18 protein-coding genes, 1 other RNA gene, 1 pseudogene and 1 CRISPR repeat array are annotated in these 17,679 nt (G+C 44.5%); of the genes and pseudogenes, 7 read left to right on the forward strand and 13 right to left on the reverse strand.

Features of this window, described 5'->3' with window-relative positions:
* Window positions 1-634 (forward strand): annotated as a pseudogene (gene cas1, locus ACEYKX_RS03250) (CRISPR-associated endonuclease Cas1); the annotation flags it as partial.
* Window positions 635-713: 79 nt separating this feature from the next.
* On the forward strand, window positions 714-1,007 hold the full coding sequence (cas2, locus tag ACEYKX_RS03255; protein WP_005821472.1) for a CRISPR-associated endonuclease Cas2: 294 nt from the start codon (window positions 714-716) through the stop codon (window positions 1,005-1,007).
* 176 nt (window positions 1,008-1,183) lie between these two features.
* A CRISPR array of direct repeats spans window positions 1,184-2,490; the repeat unit is 32 nt; unit sequence GTCGCTCCCTTCACGGGAGCGCGAGTTGAAAC.
* Window positions 2,491-2,573: 83 nt separating this feature from the next.
* On the opposite strand, the gene tyrS is transcribed toward cas2, so the two are convergent.
* From tyrS to ACEYKX_RS03285, 6 genes are all read right to left on the reverse strand, one after another.
* Window positions 2,574-3,764 carry a tyrosine--tRNA ligase gene (gene tyrS / locus ACEYKX_RS03260; RefSeq protein ID WP_373767908.1) on the reverse strand — a complete coding sequence of 397 codons (1,191 nt, stop codon included), beginning with the start codon at window positions 3,762-3,764 and terminating at the stop codon, window positions 2,574-2,576.
* A gap of 232 nt (window positions 3,765-3,996) precedes the next feature.
* Window positions 3,997-4,752, reverse strand: a complete 756-nt coding sequence (locus ACEYKX_RS03265; protein ID WP_373767647.1) for a phosphotransferase — start codon at window positions 4,750-4,752, stop codon at window positions 3,997-3,999.
* Window positions 4,752-5,120 carry a DUF1425 domain-containing protein gene (locus ACEYKX_RS03270; RefSeq protein WP_373767648.1) on the reverse strand — a complete coding sequence of 123 codons (369 nt, stop codon included), beginning with the start codon at window positions 5,118-5,120 and terminating at the stop codon, window positions 4,752-4,754. The genes ACEYKX_RS03265 and ACEYKX_RS03270 overlap by 1 nt, the downstream gene beginning before the upstream one ends.
* Window position 5,121: 1 nt before the next feature.
* A complete protein-coding gene (hinT, locus tag ACEYKX_RS03275) occupies window positions 5,122-5,481 on the reverse strand; it encodes a purine nucleoside phosphoramidase (protein ID WP_373767649.1) in 360 nt (119 codons plus the stop codon).
* A 96-nt stretch (window positions 5,482-5,577) separates the two neighbouring features.
* Window positions 5,578-6,021, reverse strand: coding sequence for an isoprenylcysteine carboxylmethyltransferase family protein (locus tag ACEYKX_RS03280; protein WP_373767650.1), 444 nt, complete (start codon window positions 6,019-6,021; stop codon window positions 5,578-5,580).
* Window positions 6,022-6,088: 67 nt separating this feature from the next.
* Window positions 6,089-6,454: a transcriptional regulator gene (locus tag ACEYKX_RS03285; protein ID WP_373767651.1), complete on the reverse strand. Its 366-nt coding sequence runs from the start codon at window positions 6,452-6,454 to the stop codon at window positions 6,089-6,091.
* Window positions 6,455-6,583: 129 nt separating this feature from the next.
* On the opposite strand from ACEYKX_RS03285, the gene ACEYKX_RS03290 reads away from it, so the two are divergent.
* The gene (locus ACEYKX_RS03290; RefSeq protein ID WP_373767652.1) at window positions 6,584-8,269 is read left to right on the forward strand and encodes a factor H binding protein domain-containing protein; all 1,686 of its coding nucleotides are present in this window, start codon (window positions 6,584-6,586) and stop codon (window positions 8,267-8,269) included.
* A 137-nt stretch (window positions 8,270-8,406) separates the two neighbouring features.
* Window positions 8,407-9,774 carry a surface lipoprotein assembly modifier gene (locus ACEYKX_RS03295; RefSeq protein WP_373767653.1) on the forward strand — a complete coding sequence of 456 codons (1,368 nt, stop codon included), beginning with the start codon at window positions 8,407-8,409 and terminating at the stop codon, window positions 9,772-9,774.
* On the opposite strand, the gene ACEYKX_RS03300 is transcribed toward ACEYKX_RS03295, so the two are convergent.
* The 3 genes from ACEYKX_RS03300 to ACEYKX_RS03310 form a co-directional block, all read right to left on the reverse strand.
* Window positions 9,771-10,358, reverse strand: a complete 588-nt coding sequence (locus ACEYKX_RS03300; protein WP_373767654.1) for a 5-formyltetrahydrofolate cyclo-ligase — start codon at window positions 10,356-10,358, stop codon at window positions 9,771-9,773. The genes ACEYKX_RS03295 and ACEYKX_RS03300 overlap by 4 nt on opposite strands.
* Window positions 10,359-10,360: 2 nt before the next feature.
* A non-coding RNA gene (gene ssrS / locus ACEYKX_RS03305) (6S RNA) lies at window positions 10,361-10,541 on the reverse strand.
* A gap of 65 nt (window positions 10,542-10,606) precedes the next feature.
* Window positions 10,607-10,936: a cell division protein ZapA gene (locus ACEYKX_RS03310; protein WP_373767655.1), complete on the reverse strand. Its 330-nt coding sequence runs from the start codon at window positions 10,934-10,936 to the stop codon at window positions 10,607-10,609.
* 75 nt (window positions 10,937-11,011) lie between these two features.
* Here ACEYKX_RS03310 and ACEYKX_RS03315 point away from each other — a divergent pair, with 75 nt between their 5' ends.
* Window positions 11,012-11,560: a UPF0149 family protein gene (locus ACEYKX_RS03315; protein WP_373767656.1), complete on the forward strand. Its 549-nt coding sequence runs from the start codon at window positions 11,012-11,014 to the stop codon at window positions 11,558-11,560.
* 32 nt (window positions 11,561-11,592) lie between these two features.
* Here ACEYKX_RS03315 and nrdD read toward each other — a convergent pair whose 3' ends face one another.
* From nrdD to rmuC, 4 genes are all read right to left on the reverse strand, one after another.
* Window positions 11,593-13,374 (reverse strand): anaerobic ribonucleoside-triphosphate reductase, encoded by a 1,782-nt coding sequence (nrdD, locus tag ACEYKX_RS03320; RefSeq protein ID WP_373767657.1) that lies wholly within the window; start codon window positions 13,372-13,374, stop codon window positions 11,593-11,595.
* Window positions 13,371-13,844, reverse strand: coding sequence for an anaerobic ribonucleoside-triphosphate reductase activating protein (gene nrdG, locus ACEYKX_RS03325; RefSeq protein WP_373767658.1), 474 nt, complete (start codon window positions 13,842-13,844; stop codon window positions 13,371-13,373). Before nrdG ends, nrdD begins: the two co-directional genes overlap by 4 nt.
* Window positions 13,845-14,020: 176 nt before the next feature.
* Window positions 14,021-14,590: an anthranilate synthase component II gene (locus ACEYKX_RS03330; protein ID WP_373767659.1), complete on the reverse strand. Its 570-nt coding sequence runs from the start codon at window positions 14,588-14,590 to the stop codon at window positions 14,021-14,023.
* Between the two features lie 8 nt (window positions 14,591-14,598).
* The gene (gene rmuC, locus ACEYKX_RS03335) at window positions 14,599-16,209 is read right to left on the reverse strand and encodes a DNA recombination protein RmuC (RefSeq protein WP_373767660.1); all 1,611 of its coding nucleotides are present in this window, start codon (window positions 16,207-16,209) and stop codon (window positions 14,599-14,601) included.
* Window positions 16,210-16,356: 147 nt separating this feature from the next.
* On the opposite strand from rmuC, the gene ACEYKX_RS03340 reads away from it, so the two are divergent.
* A complete protein-coding gene (locus ACEYKX_RS03340; protein ID WP_373767661.1) occupies window positions 16,357-16,797 on the forward strand; it encodes a hypothetical protein in 441 nt (146 codons plus the stop codon).
* A 194-nt stretch (window positions 16,798-16,991) separates the two neighbouring features.
* Window positions 16,992-17,679: TGS domain-containing protein (locus ACEYKX_RS03345; protein ID WP_373780470.1), on the forward strand; the 688-nt coding region annotated here is incomplete at its 3' end.

Genomic DNA, 17,679 nt, shown 5'->3' on the forward strand with positions numbered 1-17,679 from the left:
AATCACGGCGATCAGGAGGAGGTGCAGGCGGCGGTCGGCGCTGAATTTTAGTTTGCAGCAGTTGAAGCGCGCGGAAAATTTGGATCTAATCCGAGGGATTGAGGGCGATGCGGCGGCGCGTTATTTCGGTGTGTTCCGTCATTTGCTGCGCGAAAACAGCGGTTTTGCTTTCGACGGCCGCAACCGCCGCCCACCGCGCGACGGGGTGAATGCGCTGCTGTCGTTTGTGTACAGCATTTTGGGCAAGGACATCAGCGGCGCGCTGCAAGGCGTGGGTTTGGATCCGCAGGTGGGTTTTCTGCACGCCGACCGCCCGGGGCGCGACAGTTTGGCGCAGGATATTTTGGAGGAATTTCGCGCGTGGTGGGCGGACAGGCTGGTGTTGTCGCTGATTAACCGCGGGCAGATTAAGCCGCAGGATTTTGTAATCGAGGCGGGCGGGGCGGTGAATATCAAGCCGGAGGCGCGCAAGCTGTTGTTTCAAACCTTGCAGGCGAAAAAGCAGGAAAAGATTGTGCATCCGTTTTTGCAGGAAGAGGTGGCCGTCGGCCTGCTGCCGCATATTCAGGCCATGCTGCTGGCTCGCCATTTACGCGGCGATTTGGCGGAGTATCCGCCGTTTTTAATAAGATAGTGTAAGCGGTCATATTTTTATAAAAATTTGCAATTTCGTCGAAAAAGTTACCCGGCTGTAAAGTCTTTAAGGAGAGAATATGCTAATGCTGATTACCTACGATATTTCATTCGACGATCCTGCCGGGCAAGCAAGGTTGCGCCGTATTGCAAAGCATTGCCTTGATTATGGTGTCCGTGCGCAATATTCAGTATTTGAGTGTGATGTGACACCGGATCAATGGGTAAAGCTGAAACAAAAATTATTGGAAACCTATAATCCCGAGTGCGACAGTTTACGTTTTTATCACTTAGGCAGTAAGTGGCGTAATAAAGTCGAGCATCACGGCGCAAAACCTGCTGTTGATGTGTTTAAGGATGTGCTGATTATCTAGCGCTAACCCATGGTTCTCATCAAAATGCCGGCAGATTAGCGAACGACTAATCTATTGTGTTCTTTAACAATTGAAATAATCGATTAAACTTCTTAAAATAAATGCGTTTTTGATGTGGTAGATTAGCGATTTAGCTTATGTACTGCCTTGAAAATACTGCTGTTTTTATAATGGCGGTCGCTCCCTTCACGGGAGCGCGAGTTGAAACGAAACGTGAAGAGATTGCGAAAACCTCAGCACCGGATGTCGCTCCCTTCACGGGAGCGCGAGTTGAAACTCTCGATGGCTTATCCGATAGAGGAGGAAGGAGCTGTCGCTCCCTTCACGGGAGCGCGAGTTGAAACAGATTTTGCTTATCGGGAAAAACGTTTGGCAGAGGTCGCTCCCTTCACGGGAGCGCGAGTTGAAACAGATAAAATTCACCAATCTTAAAAACTAAGGTTCCTTGTCGCTCCCTTCACGGGAGCGCGAGTTGAAACTCCAGTTTGCGGATGTTTTGTTTGTGTTAAAATCGTCGCTCCCTTCACGGGAGCGCGAGTTGAAACAACGCCACAAAAACAAATACTCAAACTGATGGAGTCGCTCCCTTCACGGGAGCGCGAGTTGAAACAGATTCTGTGTTTTCGCCGAAAGCCTTAAAAACCAGTCGCTCCCTTCACGGGAGCGCGAGTTGAAACAGCGAAACCGATCTTAGAGCTAACACCTGTGGCGCGTCGCTCCCTTCACGGGAGCGCGAGTTGAAACGCCGTAGCCCATGCGCCGTAATAGTTGTAGCCGTTAGTCGCTCCCTTCACGGGAGCGCGAGTTGAAACTCATGTCACAACACCCCGAAGATGAGCTTAAATCGAGGTCGCTCCCTTCACGGGAGCGCGAGTTGAAACGTGTTGTTTTATTTTGTGCTTAAATTTAACCTTGGTCGCTCCCTTCACGGGAGCGCGAGTTGAAACTGTTTCTGAGCCTGTTAAACCTATATCTGATCCTGTCGCTCCCTTCACGGGAGCGCGAGTTGAAACTATTGGCAGACTGCATACAAATGGCTGTACCGCTGTCGCTCCCTTCACGGGAGCGCGAGTTGAAACTATTCGACAGGCTAACACTACTGCTTTTTATGCTAGTCGCTCCCTTCACGGGAGCGCGAGTTGAAACCTGTTGTTTAGAGTAATCCAGATGATGTAGAACAGTCGCTCCCTTCACGGGAGCGCGAATTGAAACGCCGCCATCATACGTGCAGAGATTGTACCGTCCGCAGTCGCTCCCTTCACGGGAGCTCGAGTTGAAACATAGTATCACCTATTCCCTAACGCCTTAAAAGCAAGTCGCTCCCTTCACGGGAGCGCGAGTTGAAACGTGCGAGAGCGAAAATTCAAACGCGGATTAAGCAGGTCGCTCCCTTCGCGGGAGCGTGAGTTGAAACGACAAATTATATCGACAACCGATTGAGTGATATGCCGGTCGCTCCCTTCACGGGAGCGTGAGTTGAAACCCAAAATAGAATGGGTAACCGTCTGTATCGGCAAGGCGTTAGGGTAATAAAAAAGCGAGATGTTTCTCGCTTTTTAAAGTGGATTATTTCACTGTCACACGTGCAAACTTACGTTTACCGACTTGATAAACAAAAGTCCCTTTCTGGGCATTTTGCTTCACATCATCGACTTTTTCGCCATCAATTTTCACGCCGCCTTGTTGTGCAGAGCGAATTGCTTCTGACGTTGAAGGCACTAAACCGGCTTCTTTTAATAATGTCGCTAAACCAATTTCGCCTTCAAAGGTGAATTCAGGCATTTCATCCGGCATTGCACCTTTTTGGAAGCGGTTGATAAACTCTTGTTCTGCTGCATCTGCATCTGCTTCAGAATGGAAACGAGCGATAATCTCTTTCGCCAATAGAATTTTCACATCACGTGGGTTTTTACCTGCTTCAACATCCGCTTTTAACTGGGCAATTTCAGTTAATGGACGGAATGAGAGTAAATTGTACCAATCCCACATCAATTCATCAGAAATCGACATGATTTTGCCGAACATTTCGTTGGGTACTTCAGTGACACCAATGTAGTTGCCGAGTGATTTCGACATTTTTTTCTCGCCGTCTAAACCAACAAGCAGTGGTAATGTCATGGCTACCTGTGGTTTCTGCCCGGCCGCTTTTTGTAACTCACGACCGATCAATAAGTTAAAGGTTTGGTCTGTACCGCCCAATTCAATGTCTGCTTCTAATGCTACAGAGTCGTGACCTTGCAATAACGGGTAGATGAATTCGTGAATCGCAATAGATTGATTATTGTTGAAACGTTTTTTGAAATCATCACGTTCTAACATACGAGCAACCGTATAGTTTGAAGCTAGGCGGATCATCCCTACCGTGCCTAATTCGCCTAACCAATCGGAGTTAAACACGATACGGGTTTTTTTCGGATCTAAGATTTTATAGATCTGTTCTTTATAGGTTTCGGCATTGCGTAATACATCTTCACGCGAAAGTGGCGGACGGGTGGTATTTTTACCTGACGGATCGCCGACTGTTGCAGTAAAGTCACCAATTAAGAAAATCACTTCGTGACCAAAATTTTGGAATTGACGAAGTTTATTTAACACGACCGTATGCCCTAAGTGGATATCGGGTGCGGTCGGATCCGCACCGAGTTTTACGCGTAACGGACGATTTTCTTTTAATTTCTCAATTAAATCTGCTTCTGAATACACTTCTTCTACGCCGCGTTTTAGCTCGGCGAGAACAGTTTCGATTGATTGTGTCATCATGATTCCTTTTAACTCTTGCAAAAATGTCGGCTATTATAGCGGAGAACGGAGAAAAAAGGCGAAAAAAAACGCCGTATTTTGTGGGGGAATACGGCGTAAAGAGTTGGAGTGATTACCTATTATTTTTGAAGTGGCTAGATGATAATAATTCTCATTAGGTGATGCAATCATGTTTACATTATCTTACAAATGCGAGCTATTCTCAATAACTTAAGCGCTGGTATAAGACTCACAATGCAAACCACAAGGCATTTAATTTTTCAATTTCAGGCTGATATTCCGCCATTTTTCTGAGGCAAGCGGTACGATTAATTCCGCTTTTTGCAAAATAGTGATCGAAAAAGACCGCTTGTTGCATTGCTGAGAGTGAATTGGCATGCAGAAACAACCCCAGTTCCAGCGCGGGATCAGAGACGGCGGCATATTCCCAATCTATCAAAAAAAGCCGACCATCTTGTTCGACTAAATTGGCAAGGTGAATATCGTGATGACAAATTGCCTGTCGAAAGGGAGCAATCCGTTTAAACGGTGGGGAAAAATCAAGCTGTTGCCGTTTGGTTTGTGGAAGGTTATTCCATAAAGACAGGCAGCGTTCGGCAAGATCCAATGTTGCAAAATGTTGTCCGAATCCGACCGCTTGTAACGGCACGGAATGCAGTTGCACAAGCCGTTCGGCAAGCGCTTTGAGAAGCGTGTCGGTAAAAATATCGGGCGTATCGCCCTCAATCCAGTTCAACAGGGCGGAATCGGCATCGGCATAAATGACCGTCGGCACAAAGCCTAACGGCGCAAGGTAGCGTAACAACACCGCTTCTTGCCGATAATCGATACCGTAGTTGTCGGCTTTGGCGGTTTGAGTACGCAACACATAATGTTCACCGCTTTCCAACTCGACTAACCGGCTACACGCCGTCAGCCCGGGCAAAGGTTGCACGGAGCGGATCGCTTGATTGCGGTGCTGCCTAAGCCAATCCAACGCTTGCATTATTTGCCGCGCAGATAAATCCGATAGTTAGCGCTTTCTGCCGTTGGTTTGACTAACGGCACGGAGACGGTCTGTTTCGGAGCCAAAGATAACGCCAGCCACGGCGTACTGTCCGCTTGATTTACGGTTTGTGTCACCCCGTTTTTGTCATACCAAAACAGTTTGTAGTCCACATTTACGGGGGCAGGCGTCTTATTGGCAATGGTTAATGCCGTTGATGCGGCGCTGACGTTGACCAAGTCATTCGCATTGGCTTCAATATTGACAATCGGCTCTGAGCCTGACGGCAAATAGCTCGGCGGCGAGCTTGAACAGGCGACGAGTAACAAACAAGAGAAAGGCGGAATGAAAAACGATTTTCTTAACATATTATTTTGCCAACATTTTGCCTAACGGTTCGCCGCCTAATAAGTGCATATGAATATGGAACACTTCTTGTCCGCCGTGTTTATTACAGTTCATGATTAAACGATAGCCGTCTTCGGCAATCCCTTCTTCTTTGGCAATTTTTGCCGCCACGGTAAATAAACGCCCGAGGGCTTGTTCATCTTCCGCCGTCACGTGATTGACCGTCGGGATAAATTTGTTCGGAATAATCAAAATATGAGTTTTCGCCTGTGGTGAAATATCGCGGAACGCCGTGACCAAATCATCTTGATAGACAATTGCCGCCGGAATTTCTTTACGGATAATTTTGCTGAAAATGGTTTCTTCGTAATGAGTAAGCATCGTGTTTCCTTATAACTAGAATGACAAGCGGTCAGATTGTCTAACGTTTTTGCAAAATTTGCAAAATTTTCTGCAAATCAGACCGCTTGTCTCCCGTCACCACAGCCAACGGGGGACGTTTTGTTGATATTGGCGATAGCGTTCGCCGAATTTGGCGCTCAAAATACGCTCTTCCGGCACAATTTGAAAACGGGTAATGTAATAGACAAATCCCCACACCACAAGTAAGGCGAAGGCATTCCCCAACCAAAACGCCCAAGCCGACAACAGACTTGCCAGCCCCAAATACATCGGATTACGGGTCAAGCGATAAATGCCTTGCGTAGCCAAGGTTGAGGTTTTATGCGGATCAAGCGGGTTGATTGTCGTTTTATTTTGCCAAAAAGCCCATAAACCACAGAGATCGACCGTGAGTCCGAACACCAAACAGATAACTGCAAAGGTGCGATAAATCCAATTCGGCTCTATATAGTTCGGCAGAAAATAGATCATTACTGTACAAATCAGTGCGACTAAGGGCGGCGGGAGTTTAAGTTCCATCGATTAATCTCATTAAATAAATCATCGAATTATGCTGTTTTCGTTGGGTTAACGCCGGTCATTTTATCTATTTATGAAATTCGTGTAGTAATGCCAAAATCGCTTGTTGGCGGTTGGTCGGCAAATTACGAAAATATTTCAACATTAATAGCTCATTTTGAGAAAGGCTTTCTCCCTCAAAATTCTCTTTACCGTAGCGTAGCCATTCCGGGCTGATATTTAACCATTTCGATAAGGTTTCGATTTTATCGGGCGTAGGAATGGACTGCCCAATCAGCCAGTTATGCACCGCTTGCGGCGTTACGGGCTTGTTCGGGTGGCGAAGATTAAATTTGTTTGAAATTTCAGCTAAAGATAAAGATTGAAGCCCTGCCAGTTCTAAGGCGGCTTTTAATCTCTTACTGAAACCGGTTTTATCTGATTCACTATGCATTTCGGCATTATGAGCAACGAGAACACTTTTTTGTAAATTAAATAATTTATAATTTAAAGTGTTTAATTTATGGAATATAATCTTACAGCCGATTGGCAATCATTTTAAAAACTTACCTTGGAGAAACCTATGTCATTGAAAAAAATAACCTTAGCTAGTTTGATTCTTTTAGGCTTAACGGCATGTGGAAGTAGTGGTGGCGGTTCAGCAACTTCTGCCAATCAAAATACTTCACAAACTACGGAACAACAGACTCAAATAGAAAAAGAGCGTTTAGCAAAAGAAGAAGCCGAACGTTTAGCTGCGGAAAAATCTAAAGAAGCAGAAGCAGCTTCCTCACAATCAGCATTAACTACAGAAGAATTAGCTCGTTTAAGTAAAGAAAAAGCAGAGGCAGAAAAATTAGCTGCAGAAGCTCAAGCTAAGGCAGAACAGGCTCTAAAAGAAAAAGCAGAAGCAGAAAAATTATCAGCGGCTGCAAAAACTCAATTAGATAATGCAATAAAAAATAAAACCGTTGCAGAAAAAGCTGCTGCTGATGCTAAAGTCGCTCTTGATAATGCAGTGAAAGCAAAAGCTGAAGCGGAAAGTTTAACTGCTCAAGCTATCGAAGCTAAAAAACAAGCTGATGAAACATTAAAAACTATACAAGAACAAATTCCAGCAGCAAATAGCGAAATAGAAAAAGCTCTTGCTGCACAAGAACAAGCAAATAGGAATTTAAAAGAAGCCCAAGCTCAATTAGCTCAGGCAACAGCCGATAAAGACGCAGCTATCCGAGCTGCAGCAGAAGCTAAAGCCAAACTTGCTGATGCCAATAAACAAAAAGAAGAGGCTTTGCGTTTGGTTACCGAAGCAAATGACGCTAAGAAAGCCGCAGAAGCAGAAAAAGATAATGCGATAAAATTAGCTCAAGATGCTAAAATTGCTGCAGAACAAGCAAAATCTGAAGCGGACGCTGCAAAGCAAGAAGCGGAACGCCTTGCAAAAGAAGCTCAAGAAGCAAAAATTAAAGCAGAGGAGGAACGTTTAGCAGCTGAAAAAGCTCGTCAAGAAAAATTAGCAAGTTTTACTGCGATTGCAAAACAAGCTGGTTTAACTGATGAAGAGGCTGCTCAGGTAGCACAAGATAATCTTAATGGAACACTAGAACAGTTACCTAAAGCAATAGAAGTTTTCAAAGCTAAAAAGATTGCAGAAGAGCAAGCTCGATTACAAAGGGAAATTGATAGTGCAAAAGGATTTTCTGAAGATGCTTATCAGCAAGGGTTTAACCATTTAAACTATTCTGCCTCATCATCTGCTAGCAATAGTTGTGTAAATTTTGTATGTACAAGCTGGAATGGTACAACAACCACAGGTGAAACGCTCTACAATCAAAAATATTCTGTCGTTTCAGGGGACTATAGTGCAAGACAAGGAAGATTAAACGGTTCTTGGATTGATGAATCTTCATTTAGTAATATTCAAATTAAAGGCTTGAAAACTCAAGAAAATGCAGTTCCAAACGAAGGCTCTGCAATTTACTTAGGTAAAGCCTTTAAAGGTCAAACTGCCGGTGAACTTACTTATAATGTTAATTTTGCAACCCGTATAGGCTCAGGCTCTATATCTGGGTTACCAGTTGGTCAAGTAACTCTTGGTGAGGCAAATATTAATGGAACAGCTCTTTCAGGCGAAGCGACTGCTGGAAATGGTGGTGGTTACAGTTTGGAGTTCTTTGGACCTAAGGCAGAAGAAGTCGGTGGAACAATGTACTTAGGTGCTGATGATATGTACGGCTTATCAGGCACTCGCGGCGAAATCCAAAAATAATTTGGCAGTTCTCTTGTAGGGGCGGACCGATGTGTCCGCCCATTTCATCAATTTGCGGGCAAACACCTCGCCCACCTTGCTACATTGCCTATATGAAATCATCTCAACTCCCTTTTACTCTTTTATTTGCAATCCCTATGCTTTGGGCAAATCCTTTTGCTGAGCCTGTGAGCTTTGAACGGTTGTCGCAAGCGGTCGGTTTTGAGCAGAAATTTGCAAAAAAATCGGCGGATCTGACCGCTTCCCCAAAAGCCGCTTTGCCATTGACGGATCCGCAAAGCCTTGAAGCTCAAATAAACCAAGCGATTATCAAACAACAGTGGCAGAGTTTACCAGCATTGTTACAGGCTTATCAGCAACAATCTCATTATGATATAACTCTTGTTCATTATGCTTTAGGAGCGTTTTATTATGGGCAGCAGCGTTATCCTGAGGCGATTCAACATTATCAAGCGGTTTTAGCGCAACAGCCAACATTGGCTTACCCTCGTTTTGATTTAGGGGTAATACTTTACGAAAATCAACAATACCGTCAAGCCACTGAACAACTTACAATGGCGAAGGCGAATTTAGCACCGTCAATGCAACAGCTGACTGAACGCTATTTGGCAAGAATGGCGGAAGATCAAAGTTGGCAACCGGATTTCAGCCTACAATATGTGCGTACTGATAATGTAAATAATGCGTCATCTTCGCCTGTGGTGAATATAAACGGACGGCAATTTGTTAAAGATCAAGCCTCCTTACCGCAATCAGCGGAAGGTTTTCGCTATGGTATCGGCGTGTCAAAATCCCATAACTTAACGGGTAATCACTACCTTAACGGTTCGGTTCATTACAGCGGTGTTTACTACTGGGATAATCAGGATTACAGCGAACAATCGCTCCGTTTTAGCTTGGGCTATCAATATCGTAATGCCAAAATGGGCTTGGGGATTACACCTTTTATTGAACAAAATTGGTTGGGTAGCCCACGTTATAGCAGACAATTCGGTGCAACCTTACACGTTTATCGCTACTTAACACCAAAATGGATTGCCTTCTCTCGTTTAACGCATAGTCAAAAACGTTATCACGACGGTTTAACTGCAAGCCGTTATGACGGTTTTCAAAACAGCGGTGCTTTGACATTACGTTGGCAAGCGGTCAGATCTTGGCAAATTTTTGCAAGTATTGAAGCCAATCGAGAGCAAACTAAAGAAAAAGCCTCTTCTTCTCATAAATTGGGTGGAACGCTTGGCATCATTTACCGTTGGAAAAATTGGGGCAGCGAACTCAGCGGAGGCTACGCTAAACGCCATTTTGAAGGAAAACATTACCTTTACGGCTATAAACGTGTCGATAACGAATATCGGGCGAATTGGTCATTGTGGAATGAGCAATGGACATGGAAAGGGTTAATGCCGAAACTGAATTTGAGTTATGTGAAAATTCGAAGCAATATGTCTGATTTTTATTCGAGAAAAAATGGAGAATGGTTTCTGACGGTGGAAAAACGGTTTTAGGCGTGATTTCCTACCACCACATAATCTAACGGCTCATCCCAACCCTCCAACGGCAAACGTTCCAACTGCTGACATTGATGGGCTAATCCAACGCTGATTAACTGTTTGGCTTGAGAAAGGGTGCGGTCGTAAAAGCCGCCGCCCATACCAAGCCGATTGCCTTGTTTGTCGCAGGCAACCAGTGGGACGAAGATCATTTCTAATTCATTGAGTGGCAATACATTTCGGACATCTAATTTCGGCTGCAAGATCCCAAAACGATTTCGCTCTAGCTGTGCTTCCCCTTGATATTGGAGAAAAAGCAGTTGATTGGCTGAAAATGGATGAAGTACAGGCAGATAGATTTTTTTGCCTTGTTCGATAAGTCTATCCATTAATGCAAGCGGTGAGATTTCGCCATTAAACGGCAAATAAAAAGCAATATGTTGAGCAGAATAACGTTCAATGAGTGCTAATGATTTTGGGATAATATCTTGTGCTGCAAAGGCTTGTTCATCAGCGGTTAAGGCTAGACGTTTGGCTCGCATCTGTTTGCGAAGTCGGTTGCGTTGCTCACTTATGGAGCGTGGGGAAATATCATTCATAAAAAAGACCCGAAGTGCCGTCATCAGTTGTGGTCCTTGAACCAGACGGTTCAAGGGAGTCGAACATTATCGTTTTTAGGCTTCTCGTAAACGAGCCTGCTCACCAACAATATAAGAGCTCAACTCAAAGTGTTTTAAATATCGGCTCAGGGACGTAACTCACAACGCACACCTCAGGCAAAGAGAATACTAACGGAATTTGCTGATTTTTCCTAGTGTTCAGATCAAGAAAATCACAGAAATTCGCTTTATTCGTTATTTTCTTGACCAATGGAAACATCACCCGCACCGCTGGACTGGAATTTGGCTAGTGATTTGTCCAGCTGCTGAACGCATGCCATTAATACATCTTTATTTTCCGCATTTTTACGCTGTTCTTGTTCCAATTCGTAGTTTAAATTCAGTGCGACAATCGAAAGCACTTTTTCCAGCTGGATAATACCGGATTGCTCTTTTAATACCGCAACGCGCTCTTCCAAACGTTGTGCAGACGCCAGCAGATGCTCTTGTTGCTCCGGCGGGCAATATAAACGAAGCACCTGTCCAAAAAGGGATAATTCAATATTATTCTTTGACATTGTCGGGAAATCCTCACGAACACAAAAAATTTTTGCTATTATGCCATCCTTTGAATAAATCACAAAGAATAGGCTATGGCTATTTTTCACGCAAACGAATTTAAACAGCTGATTACTCAGCTTCAAATTGATTATTCTCCGGCAGAATTTCACGGCTTTTTAAGCGGATTAATTGCCGGTGGTATCCAAGACGATTCTTGGCAAACACTGACCTTCCAATTTACCAATGACGGACACGCCTTTTCTCAAGCACCGTTACATGCGTTGACTGAATGCTATCGGCAATTATCTGACGGATTTGATGAGGCAAATACGTTTTTTACGTTGTGGTTGCCGCAAAAAGAAGACGGCTTCGCTTTAGCTGATGCGATTGCCGAGTGGACCGGGCACTTTTTGTTAGGCTTAGGCTTGGCGCAGCCCACTTTGCAAAAGGAAACCGATGATGTCGGTGAGGCGATCGACGATTTGGACGAGATCGCCAAATTAGGTTATGACGAAGAGGAAAACGCGGACGAACTATTGAAAGCAGGGGAAGAAGTGGTGGAGTATCTTCGCGTGGTTTCCCTCTTTTTACACAGCCACTTTTCGGCACCGAAAATGCGTGAAAAACCGCAATTACATTAATGAAAAGGTGCGTATTACGCACCTTTTCCGGTTTAAGCGGCTCTGCGGTGATAGTGACGCAACGCATGTTCTTTTTGACGGGGAGAGCTGAAGGCGGAAATGCGTTTCAAATAACCGATTACCCTCGTGCCGTAATCAATATTTGTTGAATGACAACAACTGCAATGTTTCAGCGTGCGTTTGTCGATATGTTTGCAATCGTTACAAATCGTGATTTTGACATTGACGCAAAAATAGTGACAGCCCGTTTTGGCGGCAATGTCGAGCAATGAACGATATCCTTCTACGCTTAACGCCTCATCCAAATTTAAATGCAAGGCGGAACCGCCGTCCAGCCATTGCACCAGTTCTTTTCCGTGCAGTAAGAATTTGTCGAGGGCGTTCGTCTCTGCATCTTCGACCACGTAAAAATAGGAATTATAGCAATCGCGCGGAACGACATAGCCGTCTGCTTTATCCCATTTGGCATTTTTCACCCCGAGATTTTCAGCCGGCACGAACTCGGTATTGAACTTTACGCCGTATTCTTTACAAGCGGTCTGATTTGCCGAATAAATTGCAAATAAACGTTGGCTGACAAAATCAACATATTCCGGATTGTAGCCGACTTTAATACCGTGAAATTCGGCGGCTTCCGCCATACCGTTAATGCCGATGGTCAAAAATTGTTTATCCAGCGAGATAAACCCGGCGTCATACACGGGCAACATTCCCGCCTGCAAATAATCTTCCATCAATTTACGGTATGCATATTGATATTGATGGATTTTACCGACTTCCGTAGTGAGATCCCGTCCGTCTTGTTCCAAGCGGTTCATATTCAGGGTAATCACATTGATAGAACCCGTTGCAATGCCGCCTGCACCGAGGGAATATGAAAAGGTGTGGTCGGCGATTTCGTTACGCAAACGACAGCATGATGCCAGCGAGTCCGGGTTATCCGATTGGTAAATAAAAAATGCATTGCCTTCGGATAATTCTTTTGCCATGGTATCGGCAAACGCATCATCTTTACATTTGCCGTTTTCGGTCAGCATGGCGGCGGTGACCACCGGGAAGGTCAGAATGGCTTTTGTCCGTTCACGGTTAAACCATTGCATGAAGACATTTTGTAAGGCGGCGGTGGTTTCCCAGTTCGGTGCCGTCATATCCGGAAAAACAAAGCTGCCGAACATGGCTTCAAAATAATAACGATCAAAAACGGAAATATTCCAAAAGACACTTTGGTAACCACGTGCGGCGGCAGGTTGGTTGAGGCTGTAAACGACTTGCTGCAGATGGTTTTCGACGTCGTGGCGGTGGGTTTGGAGATAATTATCGCCGAAGTCTTCACGGGCAAAGTAGTCGAAGTAGGTTAAAAATTCTACCGTAGCAACCGCACCGGCAAATTGCGAGCTAATCGCAAACACCAGATTAATAAATGAGCCGCAAAACGATGCCAAGTGCTTTGGTGCTTGGGATTCGCCACCGAGTTTGGATAAGCCGTCATGTAAAAAAGGGTAGAGCGTGACGGAAACGCAATAAGGCTTGAGGCTGGTTTCGTCATGGACGTAAATCTCATGCGCTTCAATTTGGCGTAGATATTCTTGAGCCAGTTCTTCGTTGAAGATCTCGGCAATTTTTCGACTGACTTTGGCTCGATTTACCTGTACGAAGAAATCTTTCATGAGTTCGTTTTCCATGGTGGCAATGTTTTTTTGACTGACATTGGCATTGGCATCCATTTTGGAACCGTCGGCGGCATTATTGGCTTGAATGTAGTGTTCGATGAAATCCAGTTTGCCGTTGAGTTGCTCGGTATTGAGTCTAATCATGATGGTATTTCCTTCAGAAAAAGCGGGTTTAAGTTTTCCCCTGTGCGTAAATTGATAAAACGTTGATTCGTGGTCGGGCTGTTCAGACCTCCTCGTTCGGCAATCCATCTGCCAGTTTTGAGATAGGTCAACTCGGTAAGCAGCGACGGGGCTAGTTCATGCTGTTCCAAACCAGTATAAAGACAAGTGCTAAGCCCTTGCCGGCGAGCCACTCGTAACAGTTTCAACAGGGATTCAGGCAGCCATTCTCCGCCCATAAACAGCACGCAGCTGATTAATCCTTGGTAGCGGTTCAATTGTTCGGCAAGGTATTCTTCGGACAATACCGCTCCGCTGCCGACCTTCCAACTGTCGGCACTGTGACAGCCTTTACAGCCGAGCGGGCAGCCGGTGATAAGAAACGCCAGCGCAGTTTCGTTCGGCACTTCTTGCCAAACCACTTGCATAGAACAAAATCTCAGTTGTTGCATACCATAACCACTATATGTTGTGTTTTTGTTTTAACCAAAACACAATATGTAGTAGTTTATAAAGTTTATGGCAGAATAAAATTGATAAAAATCAAAGTTGCTCCAATCCCTTTAGCCGTTAACGCAACAGGCTAAAGAAATCAAGAGGATAGAGGTTTGTAAAGTTTTATGACAGGTTATCGGCGATAACACAGCCAATTTTTGAGGAGTTGTTCGCCGTATTCACTGATAAAGGATTCCGGATGGAATTGTACGCCGAAAATCGGTAAGCTTTGGTGACGCATTGCCATTAAAATACCTTGATCACAAACGGCGGTGGTTACAAGCGGTGTGTTTTCTAAGGAATTTTGCAAAATTGCCCATGAGTGATACAGACCGATTTGAAAGCTGTTCGGCAGTCCCGTAAACAGCGGGTTATCCGCCAGCTGAATCAACGGGCGCTGCTGTCCGTGACGGACGTTATTGAGGTTATAAAGTTGCCCTCCGAAGAACTCACCGAGGGTTTGATGTCCCAGACAGACGCCCAAAATCGATTTGGTTCGGTGGTAACGCGCTAACATATCAAAAAGTTGCGGATAGGCGCGAGGTACGTCGGGACCGGGAGAAATCAGGATATGGCTGAATTTTTCTACGTCGTCCAAATTTAATTTTTCTACCGAAACCACCTGCATTTCAACCTCCAATTTTCTTAGGAGGTCGACTAAATTGAAGGTAAAGGAATCGTGATTGTCGATGATTAGAAGCATATCGTGTGTTATTCGCTGTTATCCGGTTTTTCGGCTATGACGGTCAGTTTGGCGGTATCCCAGTCGCTTTCCAATAGGTCGACTTGCGGGGTAATTTGATTTGCCTTACCGGAAAGTTGTTGGAAACGTTCGACTTTTCCCAGTAAGCCTTGTTTACCGACCAATGAGGTGACGGTCAGATTATACTGATTACTTGCCGTATTCAAGGTATTGCCGAGTTTGGCAAGACGCTCGGCGACCATACAAACTTGGTTATAAATGTCACCGGCTTTCTCGCTGATTTCGCGGGCTTCGGTATTTCCCCGTTCTATCCGCCATAAATTGGCGACGGTACGCAAAATCGGCATGAGCGTCGTATGGGAAACCAAAATTACATTACGCTCGTAACCGTAATTGAACAGCTGCGGATCATGCTTCATGGCTTCGATATACGCCGGTTCAATCGGGACGAACATCAAGACGAAATCAGGGCTTTTCATGCCGATCAAATTGTTGTAGTTTTTCTTGGAAAGCCCGTCTATATGCGCCCGTAACGAGCGGCAATGTTCATCCAAGGCTTGTGAAATGGCAAAATTTTCATCGGATCTGACCGCTTGATCGTAAGCAACGAGAGAGACTTTACTGTCCAGCACCAAATGTTTTCCGTCCGGTAATTTCACGACAAAATCCGGCGCAAAGCGCTTACCTTCTTCATCTTTGTAGCTTTCTTGTGCGACATAATGTTCGCCTTTTAACAATCCGGCGGATTGTAAAGCACTTTCCAATTGAACTTCGCCCCAATTGCCGGCAACTTTGTTATTGCCTTTTAACGCCGTGGTCAGATTTTGCGCTTCTTGCGACATGGATAACCCGATGTCAAGCACCCGCTTGATTTCGGCTTCCAAATTGGCGTGTCCTTTAATTGACTCGCTGTGAACTTCATTGACCCGTTTCTGAAAGGCGTCGATTTGTTCTTTGAACGGTTTCAACAACAGGTTTAAAGCAGATTGGTTGGCATCGGAAAAGGACTTGGTTTTCTCATCCAAAATCTGTTGCGCCAAATGCTGGAATTCGACATTTAGCTGTTGGCGGACATCTAAAAATTGGCGTTGTTGAGTTTCAAAACTGTGTTGTTTTTCCGTCAGAGTCGTGCGTAACTCGGCTAATTCTTGCTGTGCTTGGGACAGCTGATGATAAAGAGATTGGTTTTCCCGTTCTTTATTTGCCAAATGTTGTTGTATGGTTTGTAATTGTTCTTCCGTACCTTCGGATTTGGCTTGGGAAGCGCCGATGCGTTCTTTTAACTCATTGATGTAGCTTTCCAATTGATTTTCTTGATTTTCGGCAAATTCCAATTTTTGTTGTAAAGTTTGAAGGGCGGCATCCCGTTCGGACAGCCGTTCGCTCATCGATTCCGCCCGTGTCTGTTGCTGAATTGCCCATTGTTCGATTTGGTTTTTTTCAGCGCTGAGTGCCTCGTGTTTTTGCGAAAGTTGCGTTAGCTGAGTTTGAGCTTGGGCTAAATCTTGTTGCAGTTCAAAAGCATCCCGTTGATAACGGGATTGCCTGAAAAATAAAAAAAGTCCCAACAATGTGAGGCAGCCGATTGCCGTATACAGCCAAATTTCATCTATTCTCATTACTTAAAATACTGTAAAAAAATATAGTAGTATTTTACTGGCTTTGAGATGAAAAAATCAATAACAAATCTTCGGTGTTTGTGAGAAGGAGACGTGAAGGTGCTAAATATGCTAAAATTTATTCGCTTTTTTATATAAGGATTAGCTATGAGTATGATAACGTTAGCGGATAGTTCACTACGTCGATTGATGAAAAAATGTGTTGTCGTCAGTCTGTCTTTCTGGATCTTCGCCTGTTCCTTTTTTCCAAATAACATAGAGGTAGCACCGCAAACATTACCAAATGCCAAACTGAATAAACATTATATGGCGGAGGTACGGTTTTTAGACCCGGTTCCCTTAATATGTCATCTTAATATTACCGATGATGTGGGATTACAAATCATGCCTATTGAAGAATACAATGCATCTTCACAAGCGTATCCCAACCATTGTTTTCAAGGTTTTTTAGTTTTTGGCGTACCCAATAAAACAGGGGTTATTCATATTTCGGCGACCGGCGGTTCTAACGGTTTAGGCGGCCCGATGACGATGTTTGTCCAGCCCGATAAATTGTCATTCTCGACAACGATAACAATTGAACCATAGCCTTTTTTATCCGATTTATGTTAAAATGTGCCCGCTTTTTCGTCCGCCCGTTTGTGAGGGCGAGTAAAGCAACTTGCAAAAAATTTTGAAAAACTGACCGCTTGCAAGCGGTCTTTTGTTTTGAAAAATTTACGAATTTTATTTAAACCAACATGTAACCTTTCGTATGGGTTACCACTGTATAAGGATTAACAATGCCAATTATTACTTTACCTGATGGCTCACAACGCCAATTCGACAACCCAGTTTCTGTGATGGAAGTGGCTCAAAGTATCGGTGCAGGTCTTGCTAAAGCAACAATCGCAGGGCGTGTAAACGGTGAACGCCGTGATGCTTCGGACATTATTAGCGAAGATGCTACCCTTGAAATTATTACCGCAAAAGATGAAGACGGTTTAGAGATCATTCGTCACTCTACGGCACACTTACTGGGTCACGCAATCAAACAACTTTTCCCGAACGTGAAAATGGCGATCGGTCCGACAATCGACAACGGTTTCTACTATGACATTGATTTAGACCGCTCTTTAACGCAGGAAGATCTTGATGCACTTGAAGCACGTATGTTGGAACTGGCGAAAACCAATTACGATGTGGTGAAAAAACGTGTGAGCTGGCAGGAAGCGAGAGATACTTTTGAAAGCCGTGGCGAGTTGTACAAAATGGCGATTTTGGACGAAAATATCAGTAAAGATGATCGTCCAGCACTTTATCATCACGAAGAATATATTGATATGTGTCGTGGTCCGCACGTGCCGAATATGCGTTTTTGCCATCACTTCAAATTACAAAAAGTGGCAGGGGCATACTGGCGTGGCGACAGCAAAAATAAAATGTTGCAACGTATTTACGGTACGGCGTGGGCGGATAAAAAACAACTTG

It is taken from the genome of Glaesserella sp., assembly GCF_041817755.1.
Classification (GTDB): Bacteria; Pseudomonadota; Gammaproteobacteria; order Enterobacterales; family Pasteurellaceae; genus Glaesserella.

Bases quoted from the DNA above. Each gene is read 5' to 3' on its own strand.
- ACEYKX_RS03295 (WP_373767653.1), top strand. From the start codon at position 8,407: ATGCTTTGGGCAAATCCTTTTGCTGAGCCTGTGAGCTTTGAACGGTTG.
- tyrS (WP_373767908.1), bottom strand. From the start codon at position 3,764: ATGACACAATCAATCGAAACTGTTCTCGCCGAGCTAAAACGCGGCGTA.
- ACEYKX_RS03270 (WP_373767648.1), bottom strand. From the start codon at position 5,120: ATGTTAAGAAAATCGTTTTTCATTCCGCCTTTCTCTTGTTTGTTACTC.
- nrdD (WP_373767657.1), bottom strand. From the start codon at position 13,374: ATGATTAGACTCAATACCGAGCAACTCAACGGCAAACTGGATTTCATC.
- hinT (WP_373767649.1), bottom strand. From the start codon at position 5,481: ATGCTTACTCATTACGAAGAAACCATTTTCAGCAAAATTATCCGTAAA.
- ACEYKX_RS03310 (WP_373767655.1), bottom strand. From the start codon at position 10,936: ATGTCAAAGAATAATATTGAATTATCCCTTTTTGGACAGGTGCTTCGT.
- nrdG (WP_373767658.1), bottom strand. From the start codon at position 13,844: ATGCAACAACTGAGATTTTGTTCTATGCAAGTGGTTTGGCAAGAAGTG.
- ACEYKX_RS03290 (WP_373767652.1), top strand. From the start codon at position 6,584: ATGTCATTGAAAAAAATAACCTTAGCTAGTTTGATTCTTTTAGGCTTA.
- ACEYKX_RS03265 (WP_373767647.1), bottom strand. From the start codon at position 4,752: ATGCAAGCGTTGGATTGGCTTAGGCAGCACCGCAATCAAGCGATCCGC.
- ACEYKX_RS03280 (WP_373767650.1), bottom strand. From the start codon at position 6,021: ATGGAACTTAAACTCCCGCCGCCCTTAGTCGCACTGATTTGTACAGTA.
- cas2 (WP_005821472.1), top strand. From the start codon at position 714: ATGCTAATGCTGATTACCTACGATATTTCATTCGACGATCCTGCCGGG.
- ACEYKX_RS03300 (WP_373767654.1), bottom strand. From the start codon at position 10,358: ATGAATGATATTTCCCCACGCTCCATAAGTGAGCAACGCAACCGACTT.
- ACEYKX_RS03330 (WP_373767659.1), bottom strand. From the start codon at position 14,590: ATGCTTCTAATCATCGACAATCACGATTCCTTTACCTTCAATTTAGTC.
- ACEYKX_RS03285 (WP_373767651.1), bottom strand. From the start codon at position 6,454: ATGCATAGTGAATCAGATAAAACCGGTTTCAGTAAGAGATTAAAAGCC.
- ACEYKX_RS03340 (WP_373767661.1), top strand. From the start codon at position 16,357: ATGAGTATGATAACGTTAGCGGATAGTTCACTACGTCGATTGATGAAA.
- ACEYKX_RS03315 (WP_373767656.1), top strand. From the start codon at position 11,012: ATGGCTATTTTTCACGCAAACGAATTTAAACAGCTGATTACTCAGCTT.
- rmuC (WP_373767660.1), bottom strand. From the start codon at position 16,209: ATGAGAATAGATGAAATTTGGCTGTATACGGCAATCGGCTGCCTCACA.